We start from the raw sequence: 19,998 nt of genomic DNA, 5'->3' as shown, positions 1-19,998 counted from the left end.
CCTCGGCGGGCAGGTTAGTGAAGAGGGACTCAAGAAACACTTTTCGCGGAGAGGAACGACGCCATGCGCTCCTGGGCCTCCCGGCCGTCGGCGAGGGCGGCGATCGACCGAGCCTCGTCGGCGAGGTGGCGGCGCAGGTCGTCGCCCGTGCCGACGCGCAGCAGGCCCTTCGCGGCGCGGAGCGCGTCACCGGCGCCGGCGACCAGCGCGGCCGCGGTGCGCCGTGCCGTGTCGTCCAGCTCGCCGTCGTCCACCGACCGGGAGACGAGGCCCCACCGCTCGGCGTCGTCGCCGGTCAGGACCCGGTTGGTCAGGATCAGCTCCGCCGCCCTGCGGGGCCCCACCAGACGGGGCAGGAACCAGGACGCCCCGCAGTCCGGGGTGAGTCCGACCGCCGTGTACGCCAGCCGGAACCGCGCGGACCGCGCCGCGAGGACGATGTCGCCCACGAGGGCGAGGCCGATCCCGCCGCCCGCGGCCGCGCCGCGCACGGCGGTCACCAGGGGCACCGGCAGGTCGTACAGGGCCTGTACCGCGGTGTGCGCGGCACTCGCCACGGCGTGCACATAGGCGCCGGTCCCGGTGCCGCGGCCGGTGAAGGCCCGCAGGTCACCCCCCACGCAGAAGCTGCCGCCCGGCGCCCGCAGCAGGACCGCGCCGCCCGGATCGGCGGCCACCTCCAGGGCCGCGTCCCGCAGGGCCTCGGCCGTCTCGAGATCCAGCGAGTTCCCCCGGTCGGGAGCCGCCAGCCTCAGCTCCACGACCCCCTCGGGGTGGCGGACGGTCCGGACCGGGCCGGTACTCGTGCTCGTGTTCATGGGCGCTTCTCCTGTCGCCTTCCCGCCAGCGGGACTTCCAGGCAAGATACTGAAGACGCTATACAGTTTCTAGGAGGCGGCGGCCGCGATTGCCCGTCCGCCCGTAGGCCCCTCGGCGGGAGGTCCCGTGTCCATCCAGTTCGACGTCGAACCGAAGGTCGCCCAACTGGTCGCAGCCACCGGCGCATTCGTGCGCGAGGTGGTCGTCCCGGCCGAGCGCGCGTGCGGGGGCTCCGTCCACGACGCCCCCGAAGCGGTGCGCGAGACCCTCCAGAAGGCCGCCCGGGACGCGGGAGTGTTCGCCCCGCACGTACCGACCCGCTGGGGCGGACACGGGCTCGACCTGCGGGGCCAGGCGGCCGTGTTCGAAGCGGCGGGCTACTCGCTGCTCGGACCGCTGGCACTGAACTGCGCGGCCCCGGACGAGGGCAACATGCACCTCCTGGAGACGGTGGCCACCGAAGAGCAGAAGCAGACGTACCTGGGGCCGCTCGCCGCGGGCCGGATCCGCTCCTGCTTCGCCATGACCGAACCGGCCCCCGGAGCGGGTGCCGATCCCCGCTCCCTGCGGACCACCGCGATCCGGGTGCGGGGCGGCTGGCGCATCGACGGCCGCAAGTGGTTCATCACCGGTGCGCAGGGGGCCGGCTTCGCCATCGTCATGGCCCGCACCTCCGGCAGCCCCGGCGACCCCGGCGGCGCCACCATGTTCCTGGTCGACGCCGACACCCCCGGCATGCGCCTCGTCCGGACGATCGAGACCCTCGACGAGTCCCTCTTCGCCGGGCACAGCGAGATCGTCTTCGACGGGTGCGTGGTGGGGGAGGAGCAGGTGCTCGGCGAGGTGGACCGCGGTTTCGAGGGTGCCCAGGTCCGGTTGGGCCCCGCCCGGACGACCCACTGCATGCGCTGGCTGGGAGCAGCCCGTCGGGCCCAGGACATCGCGCTGGAGCGGGCCGGGAGCCGGATGGCGTTCGGCTCGGCGCTGGGAGACCTCGGCATGGTCCAGCAGATGCTGGCCGACTCCGAGATCGACATCGAGGCGAGCCGCGCGCTGATCCTGCGTACCGCCTGGGAGTTGGACACCGGCTCCGCCGCGGCCGCACAGCTCACGTCGGTGTCCAAGACCTTCGTGGCGGAGGCGGTGAACCGGGTGGTCGACCGGGCGGTGCAGATCTGCGGGGCCCTCGGTATCTCGGCCGCCGACGCCCCACTGGCCCGCCTCTACCGGGAGGTGCGGCCCTTCCGGATCTACGACGGCCCCTCGGAGACGCACCGGTTCGCCATCGCGCGGCGCGCCGTACGGCCCTACCGGCAGGCGCGCGCGGGTGCCGCCGACGGCTGACGACGCCTGAGGACCCGGCCGAGGTGCGCACGCGACGCGGGTGTCCGCGGCCCGCCCGACCCGCAGCCGGGGGCGGGGCGCGCGGCTTCCCGGGACGGCCCTCCCCGCCCTCCCCGCGGGGGAGCGTTCGCCCGGCGAGGGCCGTGGCCGGGCTATTTCAGGTACCACTTCTGGTTGGAGGTCCCCGCGCACTGCCACAGTTGAAGCCGTGTGCCGTCGGCGGTGCCCGAGTCGACGGCGTCGACGCACTTGCCGGTCCGGGTGTTGACCAGGTCGTGGGAGCCGTTGAGGTTGAACTGCTGCGCCCATCCGCCGTTGCAGGTGGCCAGCTGGACACGGGTGCCGTCCGCCGTGCCGGCGTTCGCGGCGTCCATGCACAGGCCCATCGACCGGACACTGCCGTCGGACTTGAACACCCACTTCTGCCACGAGTCGCCACCGCAGTTCCACAGCCGCAGCGGGGAGCCGTCGGTGCCGCCGCGCGAGGAGATCTCGATGCACCGCGAGGACGCGTAGCCGGCGATCATCCTGCCGGCGGGGGCCGCCGCGGCACTGGGCGCGGCGTCCGCCTTGGCGGTCGGCTTCGGGCCGGGGGAGCCTGTCGTCGACGCGGGTCCGGCGTTCTCGCCGCCCGAAGTGGTGGCTTTACCGGGCGACGACGTGGTGCCCGTGCCGGTGGCGGTGTTCGCCGCGCCGCCCCCGGCCTCGTCCGTCGCACTGCCCGGGGACCCTCCGTCGGCGCCCTGGGCGGGCCGGTGCGACGAGCCGTCCTTGCCGGCCCCATGGGCGCCACCGGGACTGTTCGTCGCACCCGGAGAGGGGTAGCGGACCGTCACGTCGGGGGGCACATCGCCCGCGGAGTCGCTGTGCTTCCCGCCCGACGTGCCGTCACCGGACGACACCAGCAACGGGACGGCGGCCAGGGCACAGACCAGGAGCACGCAACCGGCGACGACCGCTCCCGGCACCCGCGCGGCGGACTCCGTGCCGGATGATCCCGTAGGCGCCGACCCGGACCCCCGGGACGAGGGCGCGTGGTCCTCTTCGGAGGCGTCCCGTGCGGACGCGGCCAGCGCGCGCAGCGAGGCGAGCCGGTCGAGCAGCCGGGACCGCTGATCGCCTGGATCAGCCGGTGCCGGCTCGTCGGGGTCCGCGGCCTCCCCGGCGGGGACGTCGTCCTCCCCGGAGAACGGCGGGACGCCCGCGGTCCGCTCGGGACGGGTCGCGGTGTCGTCGTCGGACGCCCGCCCTGCGGCACCGGTCACTGCCGCCGCCGGTGCCGTCGTGGACGCGGGAAGGGGCTCCGGCCCGTCGGCGGGGCCCTGTTCCGCCTCCGAGGAGGTGGCCGGCCACGGCAGAGGCTGTTCCCAGACGGCCGCCTCGTCGTCGTGGGCATCGCGTTCGGGACGTTCACCGGCCCCGGCCCCGGCCGGGCCCTCGGGGGTCTGCCGTCGTGCTGGCGTCTGTTCCACGTGTTCCTACTTCGTCGTGTGTGCGGATGGTGCGGGTACGGCTGGTACGGCGCGGTGCTCAGGGCAGGGTGAACGGGGGGATGTCGATCTCGATCGTGGCGGTCCGCAGCCAGTCCGCCGGGTCGAACGGGAGGCTCCGCCGCGTCCCGCCCCTGGCCTCGATGTCGGTCGGGAACCTGTTGCCGCCGGTCGCCGTCCGCACGCCGATCTCCTCGGGCGTGATCCTGAGCCCGGGAGGCCGGTACCGCTGCAGATCGTCGAGCGCCTCCCCCAGGAACTGCTGGAACAGCCCGGCGGTGTAGGCCGCTCGTTCGTTGCCCGTGGCGTTCGCGAAATGAGTCCAGGAGTTGCTGCCGTAGCCGGTGATGGTCACGGTCGGCATCACGAGGCCGTGTTTGGCGCTCCACAGGGCGTTGCGGGCCGTTTTCACGGCCAAGTCCTTGATCTGGTTCCTGGCAGCCGTGTCGAGGGTCTTGGCCTTCTCCTCGAACCGCACCGCCGAGAACCGGTTCGGTGTGCGACCGCCGGTCACCACGGCGGTGAACGGCCGCTCCATCACCGCGGTGTCGGTAGCGGGCACCGGCTGCTCCACCGCCCGGTGGATCCCCTCATCAGACCCCCCGTAGATCCGGAAGTGCCACAGGTCCGCGTCGCGGGGCATGAGTCCGTGGTCGCGTGAGAGACGCTGGACCCCCGTGCGATCGGTGCCTTCGGGCTGACGGTTGTATGCGTTGATGGCCGCGGCCTCGTCGGCGACGCGCTGGGTCTCCCCTCTGCGGTTGCGGTTCTCCAGTGTCACGTGGGACGTTCCGTCCTCACTGGCCAGCACTGTCGTGGCGAAGTGGTAGCCGAAGGCGGACGTGGTGGAGAGGTGCAGACTGCCGTTCGGGTCCACATCGCCCGTCGACTGGATCAGGTACCCGTCACCCACACGCGCCAAGGCATGCTCGTTGACCCCGATCGTGCTGCTCAGCTCACGCCACCGGAGTGGCATGGGGGCCGAGGTGACGGACTGGTACAGGGCCCCGACTGCGAGTGGTCCGGCGCTCCTCTGTTCGTCCCGCTTCACGTTCCGGATGATGTCGTTCGCGACCGCCCGCGCATCGAACCAGTGCCCCTGCCGGACCCCGACGCTCATCGAGTGGACCAGTTCATGGGTGCTGGTGATCCGTTGTGATGCGATGTCCTTGGTCCTGACGGGGACGGTGGTGCCCTGCCCGTTCCGCAGCACGATGGCGTCGGGAAGGCCGCCGAGGACCTGGGCCGCGAAATTGTTGCACTCGGCCGGCATGGTCGCACCGGGGGGGAAGGACGGTACGACCCGGAGCAGAGGCTTTTCCTGGAGCGGGAGCTCTATCCGCACGTCCGGGTCGACAGCGAGCGTGACCTTGCTGCCGACCTCGGCGAGTTCGCGGTTGGCGCGGTCGACGGCGAGCTTCGTCGCGTAGACCTCCTGGACACCGGGTCCCGCCGCGTTGATCGCCAGGGTGCGGTCGCCGGAGACGCGGAGCGTGGGATTGCCCTGTTCGCGTACCCTCTCTCGCCCGATCAGGGCCAGCGGCCGTGCCCCGGGCTGCCGCGTGTCGACATGGACCACACTCAGCGGCGCGATCCGGTGGAACGGTACGGCCTCGGGGCTCCTGCGCCAGATGCGGTACTGCGTGACCTGCTCCAGTGGTGCATGACTGGTCTCCCACCGGTCGTCGCCCTCCGCCTCGCTCGTCGGGGTGTCGTGGCCGCCGTGCCCGTCCGGGGCTGCCTGGGCAGGGGCGAAGCCGGGGTTCTCGTGCCGGGTGTCGTCCGGCACACCGTCGGTGAGCCGCCGCGCGCTGTGGACGAAACGGGCGTCGACGCCCCCGGGGAAGAGGACCTCGTGCCGGTCCGGGAAGGGCGAGGCGATGTCGAGGGTGGCGTTGAGATCGATCCCGCCCGGCACCTCGAGGTCGTACCGCCACCGTGCGCCGGCGGACAGCGGGTGGTCGGTCCGCCGGGTGGCGGTGAGGTAGGAGCTGTCGGTGGGCGCGTCGGCTGCCTGCTTGAGCAGGTGCACCGGACGGTCGCCGCCCGGGAGCAGGCCGGTACGGAAGACCTCCTGCGGCGCCAGATCGCTGAAGACGTGCAGCGTGTCGTCGTCCAGCCGCCACCGGGCGCCCTCGGGGAGGGCAGCGGGGTCCGTGCGGCGGGCCGCGGTGACGGCGGGGTCGACCGGGGGACGCGGGCCCACCCGGTGCGGGATGTCCAGCGGGGCCGCGCGCCAGTGCGACGAGGCGACCGCTCCCTCGCCGGGCAGGTACCAGTTCCAGGCGGGAGCCGGTTCCCGGCCGTGCCGAGTGCTCCGGCCGGGGTCGGAGAACGGGCCGGCGTGGGGACGGTCGACGCCGTCGACGTGGGTGCCGCGCAGGCCCAGCGCCGGTATCTCGGCCACCAGGGCCTTGGCGTCCCCGTCGACCCCCCAGACCGTCCAGCGGTCCGTCGCCGCGTGAACGGGGAAGCTGCCGTCGGTCAGGGCGGCGAACTCGTCGTCGAAGCTGTCCGTGGTGGAGTACGGCTCCGGTCCACGGGCCGGCTCCGCCGCGGCCATCGACGGGGCGGTCCGCGACGGTGCGGGCAACGGGTGGTCGCGCAGGACGAGATGGGAGTCGGCGATGCTCTCGATCCGCTCCACGTACTCGTGCGGGAGGGTCCCCGGAACGAGGTCCCAGGTGGCGGTCATCACCCCCTCCTTACGGACGGCCGGCTGGTCCGGCGACTGCCGGAAGAGGGTGTCCGGGTCCACATAGGTGTCGGGCAGCCCCAGGTAGTGGAGCATCTCGTGCAGCTTCACCCCGTCGCTGTGCCGCAGATCCAGGGTCCGCTGACGTGCGCGGGGCAGGGGGGAGCCCCCGGGCGTGTCGGTGAGCGTGATGTGTTCGGCGTGGTCGGGGGCGTCGACCAGCCGGACGCCCACATGCAGCTGGTCGCCCGACTTCGGCAGCGCGTAGCCGGTGTTGACGTGGGTGTCCAGCAGCGCCTGGAGCCGCCCTTGCAGCGCGGTGAGGTCGGACGGGCCGATGGTGCCGGTCCGCCGCACCGGCAGGTTCAGGGTGAAGTCCCGTACCCAGGTGCCGTCCTCCGCCTGCACCCGGCGGGCGCTGTAGCGGATCAGGGTCCGGCTGCCCGCCAGCGTGCCCGCGCTTCGGGAGGCCGCGGCGGGGTCGCGGGCCGGGTCGAAGCGCTCGATGCTCAGGCGCGCCACGGGGGCGTCCGCCCGGCGGTGGGTCCATGCGGCCCGCGTCACGGGGCGTGCCACGGTCCGTGCCGTGCGGTGCCCCCCGCCCGGCACGTTCGGTACCGCCGAGGTCGCCGGTACCGTCGAGGCAGCCGACGGGGCCGACGCGGTGGTGTCGGCGGGCCTCGGCCCCGTGGCCATCCAGTGGTCGACGCCCGCCTCGGTCCGGTCCAGGCGGACCAGCACGACGGGCGCGCCGGGGCCGTCGCCGACCGGGTACGGGCTTCCGTGGCCGATCACCTGGGCGTTGAATCCGTAGATCCGGGTGGCCAGTCCCAGCGCCAGATCCCCGGCGGCCGAATCGTAGACCCCTGGTGTTCCCAAGTCGACCGCGATCCGGCGGAGTTCGTCGTCCGTGGGTCCGGTCGCGGCGAGCAGCAGGCGTTCCGCGTCGACGAACCGGTCGAACTCCGCGCGCCGTTCGGCTTCGGTCCGGGCCGGTCCCTTCGCCCGGTGCGCCGCCGCCTCGTCCTGGCGGCGGCGGGCCCGGTCCGCCGCCAGGCCCTCCCTGACCTGGCCGGCCATGCCGTCCCACAGGGTCCGGTCCGCCGCGGGCAGTTCCAGTTCCCGCAGGAGCTCGGTGGAGATCCGCTGTCGCATGCCCGTGGAGGTGGGGATGCTTCCGTCCGGCTCGACGATCCGGCCCGGAGCGGTGCGCAGCAGCGCGCTGAACAGGCAGTCGCCGTCGTGGGGTACGTCGACGGCTGTGCGGTTCAGCCCGTTCAGGACGTGGATCTGTCCCGGGGCCGGGATCGCGGAGCGGTGGGCAGGAGATCCGGTGGCCCGGTGTCCGCCGGTCGGCCCGGTGCCGCGGTCGGGTGCGGGACGGGAACCGGTGACGGCCGTCGGGCGGGAGGGCGCCTCCGGGGGTGCGGTCGCACGGTCCGGCGACTCCACCACGATCTCGCGCAGCGGGGCCGGTTCGGGGGCGGGTCGGCGGTTTCGCGATCCGGTGTCGGTGGCCGGCCGTCGGGGGGTGCGCGAGGTCAGGGACGCCACCGGCCGCTCGATCCGGCCCTCTCCGCTCGCCCGGCGAGCCTCCCGCAGGGCAGGCGTCGCATCGGCCAACGCCGCGAGCGCCAAGCGCTGTTCATCGGCCCGGCGCAGCTGCTCGCCGAGCGCGGCGATCTCTTCCGCATCGATGACGCGGAGGGCTCCGACCGCCTCGTCCCGGGCCTTCTCGCTCGCCGCCAGCGCCGTCTCGGCCGACCGCAGGTATGCGTCGGCCTGCGCCGATCGCTCCTCGGCCGTCGTCGAGCCGTCAAAGGGGTGCGCGGTCCGTTCGGCCGGGCCGGTGCCGAGCTCCGCGAGCTCCCGGTCGGTCGCCTCGGCGGTGCGGGTGAGCCGCTGTCGCGCGGCCCGCAGCGCCCGTTCGGCCCCGTTGACCTCGAGGGTGGCGGCCAGAGTGTCGCGCAGCGACGGCCGGTCCGCGGTCCCGGGCTCGTCGACGTGTGGTTCCCGTACGGTGTCCAGCGGGTCGGGGGCCCCGGCGGCGGACCCTTCGGCCCGCAGCGACGCCAGTCGCGCCCTGGCCCGTTCAAGGAGCAACTCCGCCGTCACGAGCTCGCGTTCGGCGATCCGCAGCTCCCGCAGGGCCCGGTCGCGGCGTACTGCGACGTCCGCCCGGACCTGCCGCACGGCGGCCTGGCCGCGCCGGTCCCCCCACGCCCGGTGCGCCTGTGCCTGCTCCGCGGCGGCCAGCGCGTGGCGCTCGGCATGACCGGCGAAGGTGTTCCAGGCGTCGACGGTGGCCGGGTCGCCGCTTCGGAGCCGGCCACTGCCGTCGAACGGCCAGTTCTGCGCCCCCTCGTCGGTGCGCAGGACGAGTTCCACGCTCCGTTCCGTCAGGGCCGCGGTCCGCGAGGCCGCGTACAGGGCCCGGCCGAGGAGCGGAACGCCGTCGGTGGCCGGTGGAGCCGCGATGTCGGCCGCCAGCCAGAGCTGTACGGGTCCGTTGCCGCCCTCGAGCCCCGCGGCCAGGGTCGCCGGGAGGTCGGTCAGCTGGTGCCGGGACCAGTCCCGTTGGTCCTCGTCCCTCTGGTCGCGGAGCATCGACCGCAGGTCGTGGACGCCGGGCTGGGGGTTCGGCCCGGTGACGCCGTGGCCGAGCAGATCCTGTTCGGCGAGCCGCACGGTGGTGCTCCCGGCCACATGGCGTTCGATGCCGGACGGAGCGGTCACCGTGATCACCACGTCGACCTCGGTCTCGTAGGTCCGCAGGCCGCCCTCGTCGGGCGCGGTGGTCGTGCCGGCCTTGAGCCATTCGCGGCGGGTGTGGGTCGAGCCGAGGGTCTGCCCCCGCTCGACGGGCTTCGGTGCCGTCAGCGAGGTGCCGAGGCCCACCATGTGGTTCTCGATGCGGCGGTCCGTCGTGAGGGTGGTGCTCAAGGACAGGTTGGGCAGGGTGGCGGTCGACGTCGAGGAGGTGACGGCGGTGGTGTTCTGCCGCAGCCGGTCCAGGATGACGTCACGGCTCTCGGTGACCGGGCGCGGGTGGTAGACCTTGGTGGTCACGGTCGTGGTGGACTGGCGGCCGCCCTCCTGGGGCCAGGCGCCCGGCATGACCTGGGAGTCGGGGCGCACGATGTCGACCCGTCCGAGCCGGATCAGTTCGCCGAGCCGGGTGGCCGCGTGCTCCTGCGAGTCGTCGTCGGGCAGGATGCCCTGTCCGCGCAGGGCCGGGTCCGCCAGCGCCAGGGCCTCACGGAGCTGCTGCCCGCCGTCGAAGTCGTAGACCACCACCGGTTCGCGCGGGGTGAGCGCGGGACCGGAGTACGCGCCGGTGGCGGTGGACCGGTCGGCCGCCGGGTCCTGGTCGTGGAAGGCGAACGGTACGGGCTCCGCGCGCCTTTCAGGCTCTGCCGGGGTCTCGCCCGCCACGAAGCGCAGGGTGTTGCGGACGGTGGTGCGCTCCTCGGTCGGCACCCCGTCGCCGAACGTGGCCGCCAGCCAGCTCGCCATGTCGGGGCTGTCGCCCCAGGAGACGATGCCGCCCCGCAGGTACGCGCCGAGCAGGTTGGGGGGCCACTCGCCGAGCGGTGCCGAGCGCACGGTGCTGGTGTAGTCGTAGTCGACCTCGAAGTCCGCCACGTGGTCGCTGCGGAGCCAGAAGCGGTCCTCCCAGGTCGTCGAGGTGGAGCTGCCCCGGCTCTGGCTGGTGCCGATGCCCAGCGACGGTCCGGTCCGGTCGGCGACCAGGGCGTCCCCGGCCCGGGGGTGGCGGGTGACCAGACCGAGCGAACCGTTGTTCTGCCGGGTGTGGGTCTCCCCGCTTGACGTGGTGGTCGGGGCGTGCGCGGGCGCGTTCTCGATGCCGGTGCCCGCGACCGTGGCCCGCCCCCTGACGGCGCGCAGACCGGCCGTGTCGGCGTGCGGCGTTGCGGTGAGCGCGACCTCCACCAGCCGTGCGCCGCCCGCGACGGTGTGCACGAAGTGGAACCGCTGGGCGTCCGCCGGACCACGCCCCGGCAGGGCGCGCATCGCGGACTGCGACGTGTGGTCGGCGATCCGGGACCGGACCCCCGGCACATACGCGGAGTGACCCGGGACGGTGGCGCCGGGCGCCTCGAGCTCCACCTGCCGCAGCAGTTTCTCGTACAGGGTGTTCCCGGCGGCCGGTACCACGGCGGGCCCGGCACCGGGCCTCCGGCTCGGCACCGCGGTCCCGGCCTCGCTGTCGGCGGACGGCACCGCGGTCCCGGCCTCGCTGCCGGCGGACGGCTCCACGGCGACCGGGCGCTCCGCCAGCGGGACGGAGTCCAGGACGACGCCGAGTCCGAGCCGGCCCGTGCGGGCGAACCGGTCGGGCAGGGCGGGCGGCGGGGCGTCGGCGCCGGGGTGCGGCGACCGCCGGACGGCGTCCAGCGCCGGGATGCCTTCGAAGCGCGACGGATTGCGTCTGACCTGTGCTTCCGTCACGAGAACATCCAGAGCCTGCGGCACGTCCAGCGCGAACGACGCGGTGGCGCCGGCGCCGATCCCGACCAGGTTGCCGAAGGCGTTGCGCCGACCGTGCCGCACCGTGACGACGAAGGTCACGTCCGAGCGCAGCCGGTGTTCCCGGTTGTCCTCGGTCGCGGTGCGGCCGGTGGCGGTCTTCGCACCCAGCGTCTCGGACCGCTCCGACGCCCGCCGGTGGCTCAGCGACAGCGCCGGCGCGACCATCGAGTTCTTGCTGGTGTCGCTGTTGTCCTTGACGTCGCGCCGTGCGCTCAGGCTGACCGCGGCCCGGGCACCCGAGGAGGTCTTCACCTGATGGGACGTCGAACTCGGCGCCGACACGCCGGTCTCCAGATACTGCTCCATGTCCCCGTGGTGTCCCGGGGTACTCGCGTACGCCCGTAGTTCCACCGAGAACTCGTGGTCGCTCGCCATGCCCGGCAGGGTCACCCCCTCGACGACATAGCCGCTGCCGAGGATCTGGTGGGCCCGTCCCAGCAGGTGGGCGGGGCTCAGGGCGGCGCGCAGCGCCTCCGCCGCCAGGGTCCGCTGGTCGTCGGCGGCGGGACCGCCGAGCTGGTCCGCGCCCCAGGTGCCCGCCGCGGACATCGATGCGGGCAGGACCGAGGCGAGGGTGTCCGTGAGCGACTGCCACGCGCCGCGCTGCGCGCCGTCCGCCGCCGGTGGGTCCGTTTTCGTGGGAGCCACGATGTCGCTGAAGGCGTCGATCAGGTCGCGCGAACCGGCGAACACGTCGACCACGGCGTCGCCCGGCACGCGGAACACCCCGCTGCCGACCGAGTCGTCCGCGCCGACCGCCAGCCGGTCCAGGTCGGTCTGCTCGACGGGGCGCTGGACGGCGGCCGGGATCCGCCGGGCGGCCGGGCCGCCCGGCCGGGGGCCCGCTTCGACGGTGCGGTGGTGCGGCACCGCGACCCGCAGTGTCCCGGAGGTGCCCCGGGGACGTCCCTCGGCGGGGGCCGGGTTCTCCACGTCGTGCCCGCTCGGGTCCTCCTCCGGTCCGGCGTCGGTGAACCGGGCCAGCGGGGTACGGGGATCGGCCCCGTACACGTCGAGGCCGAGACGGACCGGGACCTCGAAGACCTCGGCGGCCTGGCCGTGGTTGCTCAGCGTCAACTGGTCGTGGCTCAGACCCGACGCCGCCGACGACACATCGGTCCACCGGTGCTCGCCGATCAGGTCCGCGCCGCCGCCCAGCCAGGCCGGGGCCTTGGGGACGCCGCCGCTCCCGGTGACTCCGCCCCCGCCCGACAGGCTCCAGGCCGTCGACCTCTGCTGGTTGCCCGGTGCGTTCATCGACACCGCGTTGATCATCTGGATGTCGGGCAGTGTCCGGACGTGCCGCGACGGAAGGTCCGTGTCGCGTACGGCGGTCAGCCGTACCTGGACCCGGCCGGCCCCGGTGAGCGACGGCCGGTCGAGCCACAGGGCGTAGCCGCCGTCGACCATGGAGTCGATCGCGGCCCGCCGCCCCACCGACGACCGGGCCTGCTGGAAACGCCGCAGATTCGCGAGCCGGGCGTGGGCGTCGGCCTCCCCCAGCGCGTCGGGCAGCAGGCTCGACGCCGGATCGGCCGGTGGCAGATAGCCCTGCTCCCGCAGCCACGTCTCGGCCCGGGCGAACATCCCGTCGGCGCCGTCCACCCCCAGCGGGGTGGCCGACACACCGATGCTCCGCATCTGCTCCAGCGCCGGGGGCAGTCCCCGGACCTCGTCCGGGGCACGGCCGACGGCGGTCTCGGCCGTCGGCACCCGCAGTCGCAGCCCGTCCTGCCAGCGACCGAAGTCGTGCGACCGTGAACCGCCGCGGGCCCGGACGAACTCCACGGTGTACGTCACGTCCGCCGTGGTCAGCAGGTGGGCGGCCGTGGTCCGGACGGAGTGCTGGAGGGTCGCGCCGCCCCCGGAGCCCAGCGACCGGGACGTCTGGAACGACCCGCCCAACCGTCCCGTGGGGCCTCCGGTGCCGATCGGCGCCGTGCCCTGGTGCGGATGCTCCGACGTCATGGGGAAGGTGACCGAGCCGTCCACCGTGACACCACTGGTCACCTGGGTCGAGACGTCCACCGCCTGGGCGTGTGAGAGATGGCTCTCCAGGGTGAGCTTTCCGGGAACACTGCTGCGCAGGGGCGTGCCCGGCACGACCACGGCCGTGATCTTCAGCATGCCGACCGCGTTGCCCTGCGCGTCCACCAGGACCGGCGAGTACATCCCGTCGCGCAACAGCGTCATGGCGCCCCGGAGTTCGGACTCCGAGAGCATCGTGTCCACCGCCTGCGCGGACTCCGCGGACAGCGTGGAGAGGTCCTGGGAGAAGTGGTCGCGCACCTCGCGCGCCAGGCGCTCCGGATCGCTGAGGGAGTCGACACTCCACAGCGGCAGGTCGTCCAGGTCCGCCGGGCGCCGCTCGGGACCCGCGAGGTGGTCGTCGGAGGCGAGGTGCTGCGGGAACCAGACGTCGATGGTTCCGGCCCGCTCACCCTTCTTCCACCCCAGGTCCCGCAGGGGGACGTCCTCGCCGGTCGGGTCCGGGGCGCCGGGGGCCCGCGCCGGACCGTCACCGGTGTTCCCGGCGTCGTCACCGTCGTCGTCGACCCGCAGCAGCCACGACGTGTCGTAGGCGAACCGCTGTGACGGCTCGTTGCTGCGCTGCGAGGAGATCATCTGCACGGTGTCGGTGACGCTGGTGGTGCCCGACTGCTGATTGTGCGTGAGCGACAGCTGGACAGCGCCCCGGACGGCCGTCAGCGGCAGCCGCGTCACCGGGAAGGTGCCGCTCCAGCCCGCCGGAAGCACCCGGGAAGTGGCGGACCCGCCGGAGTCCGCCATGCTCTGCGACGCCATCGCACGCCGCTCCACACGGTGCTCGGGCGGGGGTGCGCCGTTCTCGCCGATCCGGTCGGAGCGGCCGGCGAAGTCCAGTGACAGCCGGACGTCCACCGTGCGCCGACGGCCGTCGACCGGCACGGTGATCCGGTGCCCGTGCTCGCTCAGCAGGGCGGGGAGGTGTTCCTCCAGCTGTTCCGGCGCCAACTGCCGGTCCAGTACGGCGGTGACCTCGGGGGCGCTGTCGGCGTCGCCCCGCAGGCCCAGGTCCGCGGTGATCCGGGCGCGCAGGTCGGCGATCGTCCCGGCGGGAATCGGCCCGATGCCCGCGAGCCCGGGCGCACCGTCGCGGGTGGAGCCGAACCCGCGCACATACGCACCCGGTTCGGGCTCTTCGAGGCGTGACGGCGCGGTCTTCCAGCGGTCGTCGGCATCGGCCGGGGGGAGCTCGTCGTGAGTCTCCGGCCGCGCGTCCCGCCCCGGGGCCGTGACCGCGGCGTCGGTCTCGCCCGTCGGTGCGCCGTGCAGGCCGGCGGCCTCGGCGGCACGTTGCGCCTCCCGTTCACGCAGCGGTGCCACCTGCTGCCGGATCAAGGTCTCCGCCTCCGCGCGCCGTGCTCTCCGAGCGTCGTCTCCGGCCTGCCGCGCGGCCGTCTCGACCTCCGCGGCGGGCACCACCCGCACGGTGTTGCGCAGCATCGCGTTGAACTCGCGGAGATTGCCGTGCCCGATGCCGATGTTGTGGTGGGTGGCCTGCTCCCGCACCAGGTCGACGTCCCGCTGCGTCCTGAAGTTGGCGGCCGGGCCGGTGCGCAACCGCTCCTGGTGGACCAGCGCGGAGGTGGCGATCCCGTACGCGCCCGCGAGCTGGTTCGGTGTTCCGAAGCGTTGGACGAAACGCCAGTAGTCCTTCCACGGGATCTCAAACTCCAGGACGACGTCGGAGTCCGAGGAGGCGTTCTCGTTGGTGAAGACGCTGGTGTGGGAGAGGGAGGTGGTGAAGTACTTGCGGTACTCGTCACTGCGGTTGTGGTTCATCGCGGCGGTCATCCCGGCCGCGGTGCTGTCCGCGCCGAGGATCTGTGCGGCTTCGGCGGGGGACATCTTCCGGTAGAGCCTGATCGGCTGGTCGCCCGTGTGGGGGATGGGGGTGGCCGCCGAGGAATGCCGGCCACTGAGTTCGGCCAGCTTTCCGTGCAGGATCTCGAGCTGTTTCGTCACCTTCTCGTGGGACGCCACGACGGGGTCCAGCGTCTGCTGGCCGGCGAGGAAGTCGAAGTAGGCGTTGTTGAAGTTGTCGTGCCTCTCCTGGCTGTCGAAGTGATCGAGGTACTCGGTGTAGAACCTCTCCATCGCGTCGGCGGTGATCCTCGTAGCCGGCTGTCGCGCCTCCGCGGGGCCGTGCAGGGGAGGCGCGTGGTTCTCCTCGCCGGCCTTCGCCGGTGCCGCCGGGGCCTTCCCCGTGCGGCGGTCGGCGGCGGGCGAGCCGTCCGCCGTCGACGCCGACGGCCGCGAGCTGTGGCCGGCCGCGGCGTCCGGTTCGATCCCGTCCACGAAGTCCGTGAAGTCGCGGAAGGCCTCGTACCTCGCGTTGTCGGCCGCGGTGGCGGTGACGGGGTTGGCGGGCGAACCGTGGACGGTGTCGGGTTCGGTGCCGTACAGCTTCTCCAGCAGCGGGCTGAGGTCGGGTTCGTGCTCGCGAACCCACGCGGCGCCGTTGTTGCGGGGACGGCCGGTCATGCCGTCCCTGCCGTGGTTGGTGCCGAGATAGGCGTTGGTGGCCTGGGCGAAGTACTCGTAGGCGTCGGTGGAGGAGTAGTTCTCCGCCGGGTCGCCGTCGAGGTCCTGGCGGACGCCGTCGGGCCACTGCGCGGCCGGTCCCCGGTCGAGCTTGTTCCGGTAGGCCCGGTCGATGACCTCGCGGTCGGCGTCGGTCAGCCCCTGCATGTGGATGAGGTGCGCGATCTCGTGCGTCGCGGAGGAGTAGCCGTCGGGCTGGTGGGCGGCCGGCCCGACCGGGGTGTCCTCGCCGAGGAGGTTCTCCTCCGGTATCGCCGCGGTCAGCGGGGTCGCCGCGCCGCGCAGGTCGTCGGCCGACCGGCCGAGGTGCTCGTCGGTGGCCCCGTGCAGGGCCGTGAACGAACTGACGTCGGTCAGCGGGACGTCCTGGGGCAGCACCACGACCGACGCGCCGGACAGCAGCAGCCGGGCCGTCACCTCCGGGTCCCCCAGCATCCGTGTCACCTGCGCGTGCGCCTCGTGCCGCGCGGAGACGGGCCGGGACGCCTCACCGGGCACCACGACCAGCAGACGGGCGGCGACCCCCGCGAACTCCGCCGGGGTCAGCGACGTCCGCAGTCCGTCCACGAACGGCTGGTGGGCGGCCAGCCAGCGCACGTGGTCCGGGCCCATCAGCGTCAGGGCGTCGCTCAGGTGACCGGCCGGCATGTCGAGCAGACCCGCGACCAGCTCGGCCGACGACGGCGGTTCGACGGCACCGGCGACCTGGACCGGGGCACCGGCAGGGAGGGCGGGGTCCGTCCCGAACGGGTCGCTGTCGGCGTCCGCCGCCGGATTCCGGGCCCCGGTCTCCGCATCGCCGCCCGGAGCGGCGTGCGGGCCTTTGGCCGCCTGCGCGGCCTTCTTGGCCGCTCGCGCCTCGGCCTCCTGCCGGATCTGCTCCGCGGCCCGGTCGGCCCGCTGCTGGACGGCCTGCGCGACCCGGGCAGCCCGGGTCGCGGCGGCCGTCGCGCGGGCGTCCCGCACGGACCGGTCGATCTCGGCCTGCCCGACGACCCGTACGGGTCCCAGGTGCCTGACGAACTCGGCCACGTTGCCGGGCGCGATACCGATGTTGTGGTGGGTCCTGTCGGTGTGGACCGCTTCGACCTGCTGACGGACCGTGAAGTTGGCGGCCGGGCCGACGACCAGCTGTTCCTGGTTGAGCAACGCGGAATCCGCCACGGTGTACGCGCCGGACTGCTGGTTGGGTGTGCCGTGCGCCTTCACGAAGTCCCAGTAGCTGTTCTCGGGGAGCTGGAACTCCAGCACGGTCTCGGTGTCCGTGGCCGCGTTGGCGTTGTGGAAGACGCTGGTGTGTGAGAGCGACGTGGTGAAGAACTTCCGGTGCTGCGGCGTGTCGTGGTACGCCATCGCCTTGACCAGCCCGACCTTCGGCTGGTTCCGGTCGAGGATCTGAGCGGCCTCGACCGTCGACATCTTGCGGTACAGCCGGATCGTCGCATCGTCCCTCGGCGGGATGGGCGTCGGCTGCGCGGCCTGGTCGGCGCGGATCTGCGCCAGGTCGGCGTGCAGATCCCTCGCCAGTGCCACGTAGGCCGGTTTCCACGCTTGTGTGCTGTCGAAGAACTCCTGGGCATCGAGGAAGTCGGCGTAGGCGCTGGTGAAGTCCGGCGGGGTGTCGTCGCGTTCGACGTGCGCGGCGAACGCGACGAGGAAGCCCTTGATCCTCTCGCGGGCGGACGTCGGGGCGCCCGGCGCGGCGGTGGGGTTCGACGACGTGGAGGCCGAAGCGGAGGCGGTACCCGTAGCGGAATGGGTACCCGAGGCGGAGGCGGTACCCGAACCGGACGCGGTGCTGCGGGACCCGGATGTGTGGGGTGCCGCGTGCCAGCCGGTTTCCCGGCCGGGGGGAGAGGACTCCGTCGGCCGGACGTCGGGGGAGGGAGTGGTCCGTGCCGTCGGCGCGGCGGGCGCGCCGGACTCCCACCCGTGCCGTCGTACGTCCGGCCCGGAGGCGGCGGGCTCCGCAGGGGTGACGCGGCCCGGGGAGACGGAGGCGGCTGCCGCCGCGATGCGCCCGGTGGCCGCGGCGGTGGGGGCGGACGCGGTGGTCCGAACGGCCGGTGTGCCGGGGTTCTCGGTCACCACGGACGGGCGGCCGGCAGGGCGTCCGCCGGTGGTGGCCTCCGTGCGCACCGGTGCGGCGGCCCGGGACGTACCACGGCCGCTCTGGGCGGAGTCGGCCCCGCCCGCAGGCGTCGCGGACCGGCCGGCGGAGGACGACGAGGCGTCCGACGCGCCGGGCTGTGCCTGCCGCGTACCGGAGGCCGTGGCGGAGCCGGAGCCCGCGCCCGGGCCGGTTCCGGTACCGGGGCCGGCGGACGTCGGCCCCGGTACCGGCGATGCCGTACGGGCCGACGGCGGCGGCATGGCGGAGTCCTGGCCGTCGGATCCGTCGACGCCTCGCCCGGACCCGGTGCCGGACTCGACGCCGGACTCGCCGCGCTGCGTCCCGGAGGCCGTGCCGGAACCCGTCGTGGCCGTGGTGCCGCCCGCCCGTGTCGCCCCGGCCGGGGGCTTGCCGGCCGAGCCGGCGTCGCCGGACGCGGACGTGCTCCTGGAGGAGCCGGCTGTCCCGGTCCGGTCGACGGACGACCCGCCGCGAGCTGGGGATGCCGCCGAGGCGGTGCCGCCCGCGACGCCGACGGCGGTGGCAACCGCCCCGGTCACGGCCCCGTCCCCCGTACCCGTCGAGCCCCGCGACGGCGCGGCGGGACTCGCACCGGCCGAGACGCCGGCGCGCCCGTACGACGACCCACCACCGTCCGGGGTGTCCGCATCCTTGGCCGGGGGACGGTCGGCCACGGCCGGGGCGGGGGCGTCCGCCGACTTGGCGGCGTCCTCCAGGCCGGCGAGGCCGCCTGCGAGACCGTCGAGTTCGGGTACGTCCACCTTCTGCGGACCCTCGCCGTCGGCGCCGCCGATCGCACCGCCGACGAACCCCGACACGAAGTTCATCCACGCTTCGGAGTCGTCGTTGAGGAGGGCGTTGGAGACACCGCCCTCGACCACACCCGTGACGCCCTCGATCATGCCCTGGCCGACGGCCGACTGGGTCGCCCGAGGGGTGAAACGTCCGGCCGCCCCCGCCACCAGGCCACCGACCGCACCGCCGATGACACCGCCCTTGACCGCGTCGAGCGTCATGTTCCTGTCCCACGACGTCCGGTCGCCGCGGAGGATCTGGATCGTCTGGGCGACCGCGTCGAGGCCGACCTCGGCCGCGACCTCGCCCAGGATGCTGAGGAACAGCCGCCGCATGATCTGACGTACGGTCACCCGACCGGCGGCCACGATGCCGGGCACGGCGGCGGGAGCCACGACGAGCCAGTGCGCGATCTCGATCGCCATCAGGATCATCTGCATGATGATCATGAGCTTGGCGTACTCGACCTGGAGCGCCGCGTCCTTGGCGGACTTCCCCAGTTGGTGCGAGGAGGAGGACATCTGCGGCAGCGTCGTCCGCAGCCGCCGCATGAAGCGGGTGAACTCCGAGGCCGCCGACCCCGACATGCTCTCCAGCACCTGGCCGATCACCGGACCCAGCTGGTTGGACAGCTGCGCCAGCCGGATACCGGCCTCCCGCTGCCGGGCGGCCACCTGGCGCATCTTGTCCTCGTCGGCCCTGGGCCAGTTCTCGCCCACCGTGATCTGGGCGAGCCAGTTGAGCCCCGGCGGCAGCATCAGGCTCATGCGGTGCGATGTCCTCCGGCGGACGGCGTGCCCGCGGAGAGGTCACCGTGCAGCCCGCGCAGGCTGTCGATGTTCTCGTCCTCGGTGGCGGTGAAGCCCTTGGCCATGGTCTCGATGCCGTCGGCGGCGCTCTCCAGCACCCGCGCCAGATCGCGGCCCGAGTCCAGCAGGTCGTTCTTCGAAGGCACCCACTGGCCGGCGAACCCCTGGCCGATCTTGTCGTCGCCCCACGGCTGGTGCTGGGCGTCCACGCCGCTGTCGAGCGTGGAGATGATCGACGCCAACTGCGCCGCGGCGGCCCGCAGTCCGGTCGCGCCCGCGCCGACACCGTCGGTGTCGATGGAGAGTCGTCTACTCATCGTGGCTGTCCTCCGCCCGTGCGGGCCGACCGGTCTCGACGTACGAGCGGACCGTGGCCGGCATGCGGGGATCCTCGGGCAGGATGCCCGTCAGATCGGCCTTCCCCCGCAGCAGTTCCTCGGCGTCCAGCCCTTCCGGCAGACCGCCGGCGACCATCGAGGCGACCTCGGCGATCGCCTCGTCACGGGCCTGGCCGAAGGTCGTCATCAGCACCTCGGCCAGTTCGGCCGGGGTCAACCTGCGGTACGCGCCCGTGGGGAACTCCACGGACAGCAGCTGCCCCTGCGGGCCGACCGTCACCCGGACGACCTGCCGGGAGGCCGTCACCGTCACCGCGACCTCGTTGATGCTCCGCTGGAGGTCGCCGAGCCGCGCCCGCTGGTCCTGGTAGTCGCGCAGGAGATCGTCGATCTCGTCGTCGTAGGGCGTGGTCACGGCGTGCTTCCTGATTCC

The 19,998-nt window shown here is 73.7% G+C and carries 6 protein-coding genes; 1 reads left to right on the top strand and 5 read right to left on the bottom strand.

Going from position 1 to position 19,998, the window contains the following annotated elements:
* Positions 1–29: 29 nt before the first annotated feature.
* On the bottom strand, positions 30–818 hold the full coding sequence (locus AQJ58_RS25555; RefSeq protein ID WP_067253951.1) for an enoyl-CoA hydratase/isomerase family protein: 789 nt from the start codon (positions 816–818) through the stop codon (positions 30–32).
* A 127-nt stretch (positions 819–945) separates the two neighbouring features.
* On the opposite strand from AQJ58_RS25555, the gene AQJ58_RS25550 reads away from it, so the two are divergent.
* Positions 946–2,163 (top strand): acyl-CoA dehydrogenase family protein, encoded by a 1,218-nt coding sequence (locus tag AQJ58_RS25550; RefSeq protein ID WP_067253948.1) that lies wholly within the window; start codon positions 946–948, stop codon positions 2,161–2,163.
* Between the two features lie 152 nt (positions 2,164–2,315).
* On the opposite strand, the gene AQJ58_RS25545 is transcribed toward AQJ58_RS25550, so the two are convergent.
* The 4 genes from AQJ58_RS25545 to AQJ58_RS25530 are packed head-to-tail and all read right to left on the bottom strand — an operon-like array spanning position 2,316 to position 19,980.
* Positions 2,316–3,635, bottom strand: coding sequence for a ricin-type beta-trefoil lectin domain protein (locus AQJ58_RS25545; RefSeq protein WP_067253946.1), 1,320 nt, complete (start codon positions 3,633–3,635; stop codon positions 2,316–2,318).
* Positions 3,636–3,693: 58 nt separating this feature from the next.
* Positions 3,694–19,185 carry a WXG100-like domain-containing protein gene (locus tag AQJ58_RS25540; RefSeq protein WP_067253943.1) on the bottom strand — a complete coding sequence of 5,164 codons (15,492 nt, stop codon included), beginning with the start codon at positions 19,183–19,185 and terminating at the stop codon, positions 3,694–3,696.
* Positions 19,182–19,544 (bottom strand): hypothetical protein, encoded by a 363-nt coding sequence (locus AQJ58_RS25535; protein ID WP_067253942.1) that lies wholly within the window; start codon positions 19,542–19,544, stop codon positions 19,182–19,184. The genes AQJ58_RS25540 and AQJ58_RS25535 overlap by 4 nt, the downstream gene beginning before the upstream one ends.
* Positions 19,537–19,980: a YbaB/EbfC family nucleoid-associated protein gene (locus AQJ58_RS25530; RefSeq protein WP_067253939.1), complete on the bottom strand. Its 444-nt coding sequence runs from the start codon at positions 19,978–19,980 to the stop codon at positions 19,537–19,539. Before AQJ58_RS25530 ends, AQJ58_RS25535 begins: the two co-directional genes overlap by 8 nt.
* Positions 19,981–19,998 lie beyond the last annotated feature (18 nt).

The organism is Streptomyces sp. DSM 15324, from assembly GCF_001514285.1.
Lineage (GTDB): Bacteria > Actinomycetota > Actinomycetes > Streptomycetales > Streptomycetaceae > Streptomyces.
Note: the sequence above shows the minus strand (reverse complement) of the source record. Positions and strands in the feature narration are given on the sequence as shown.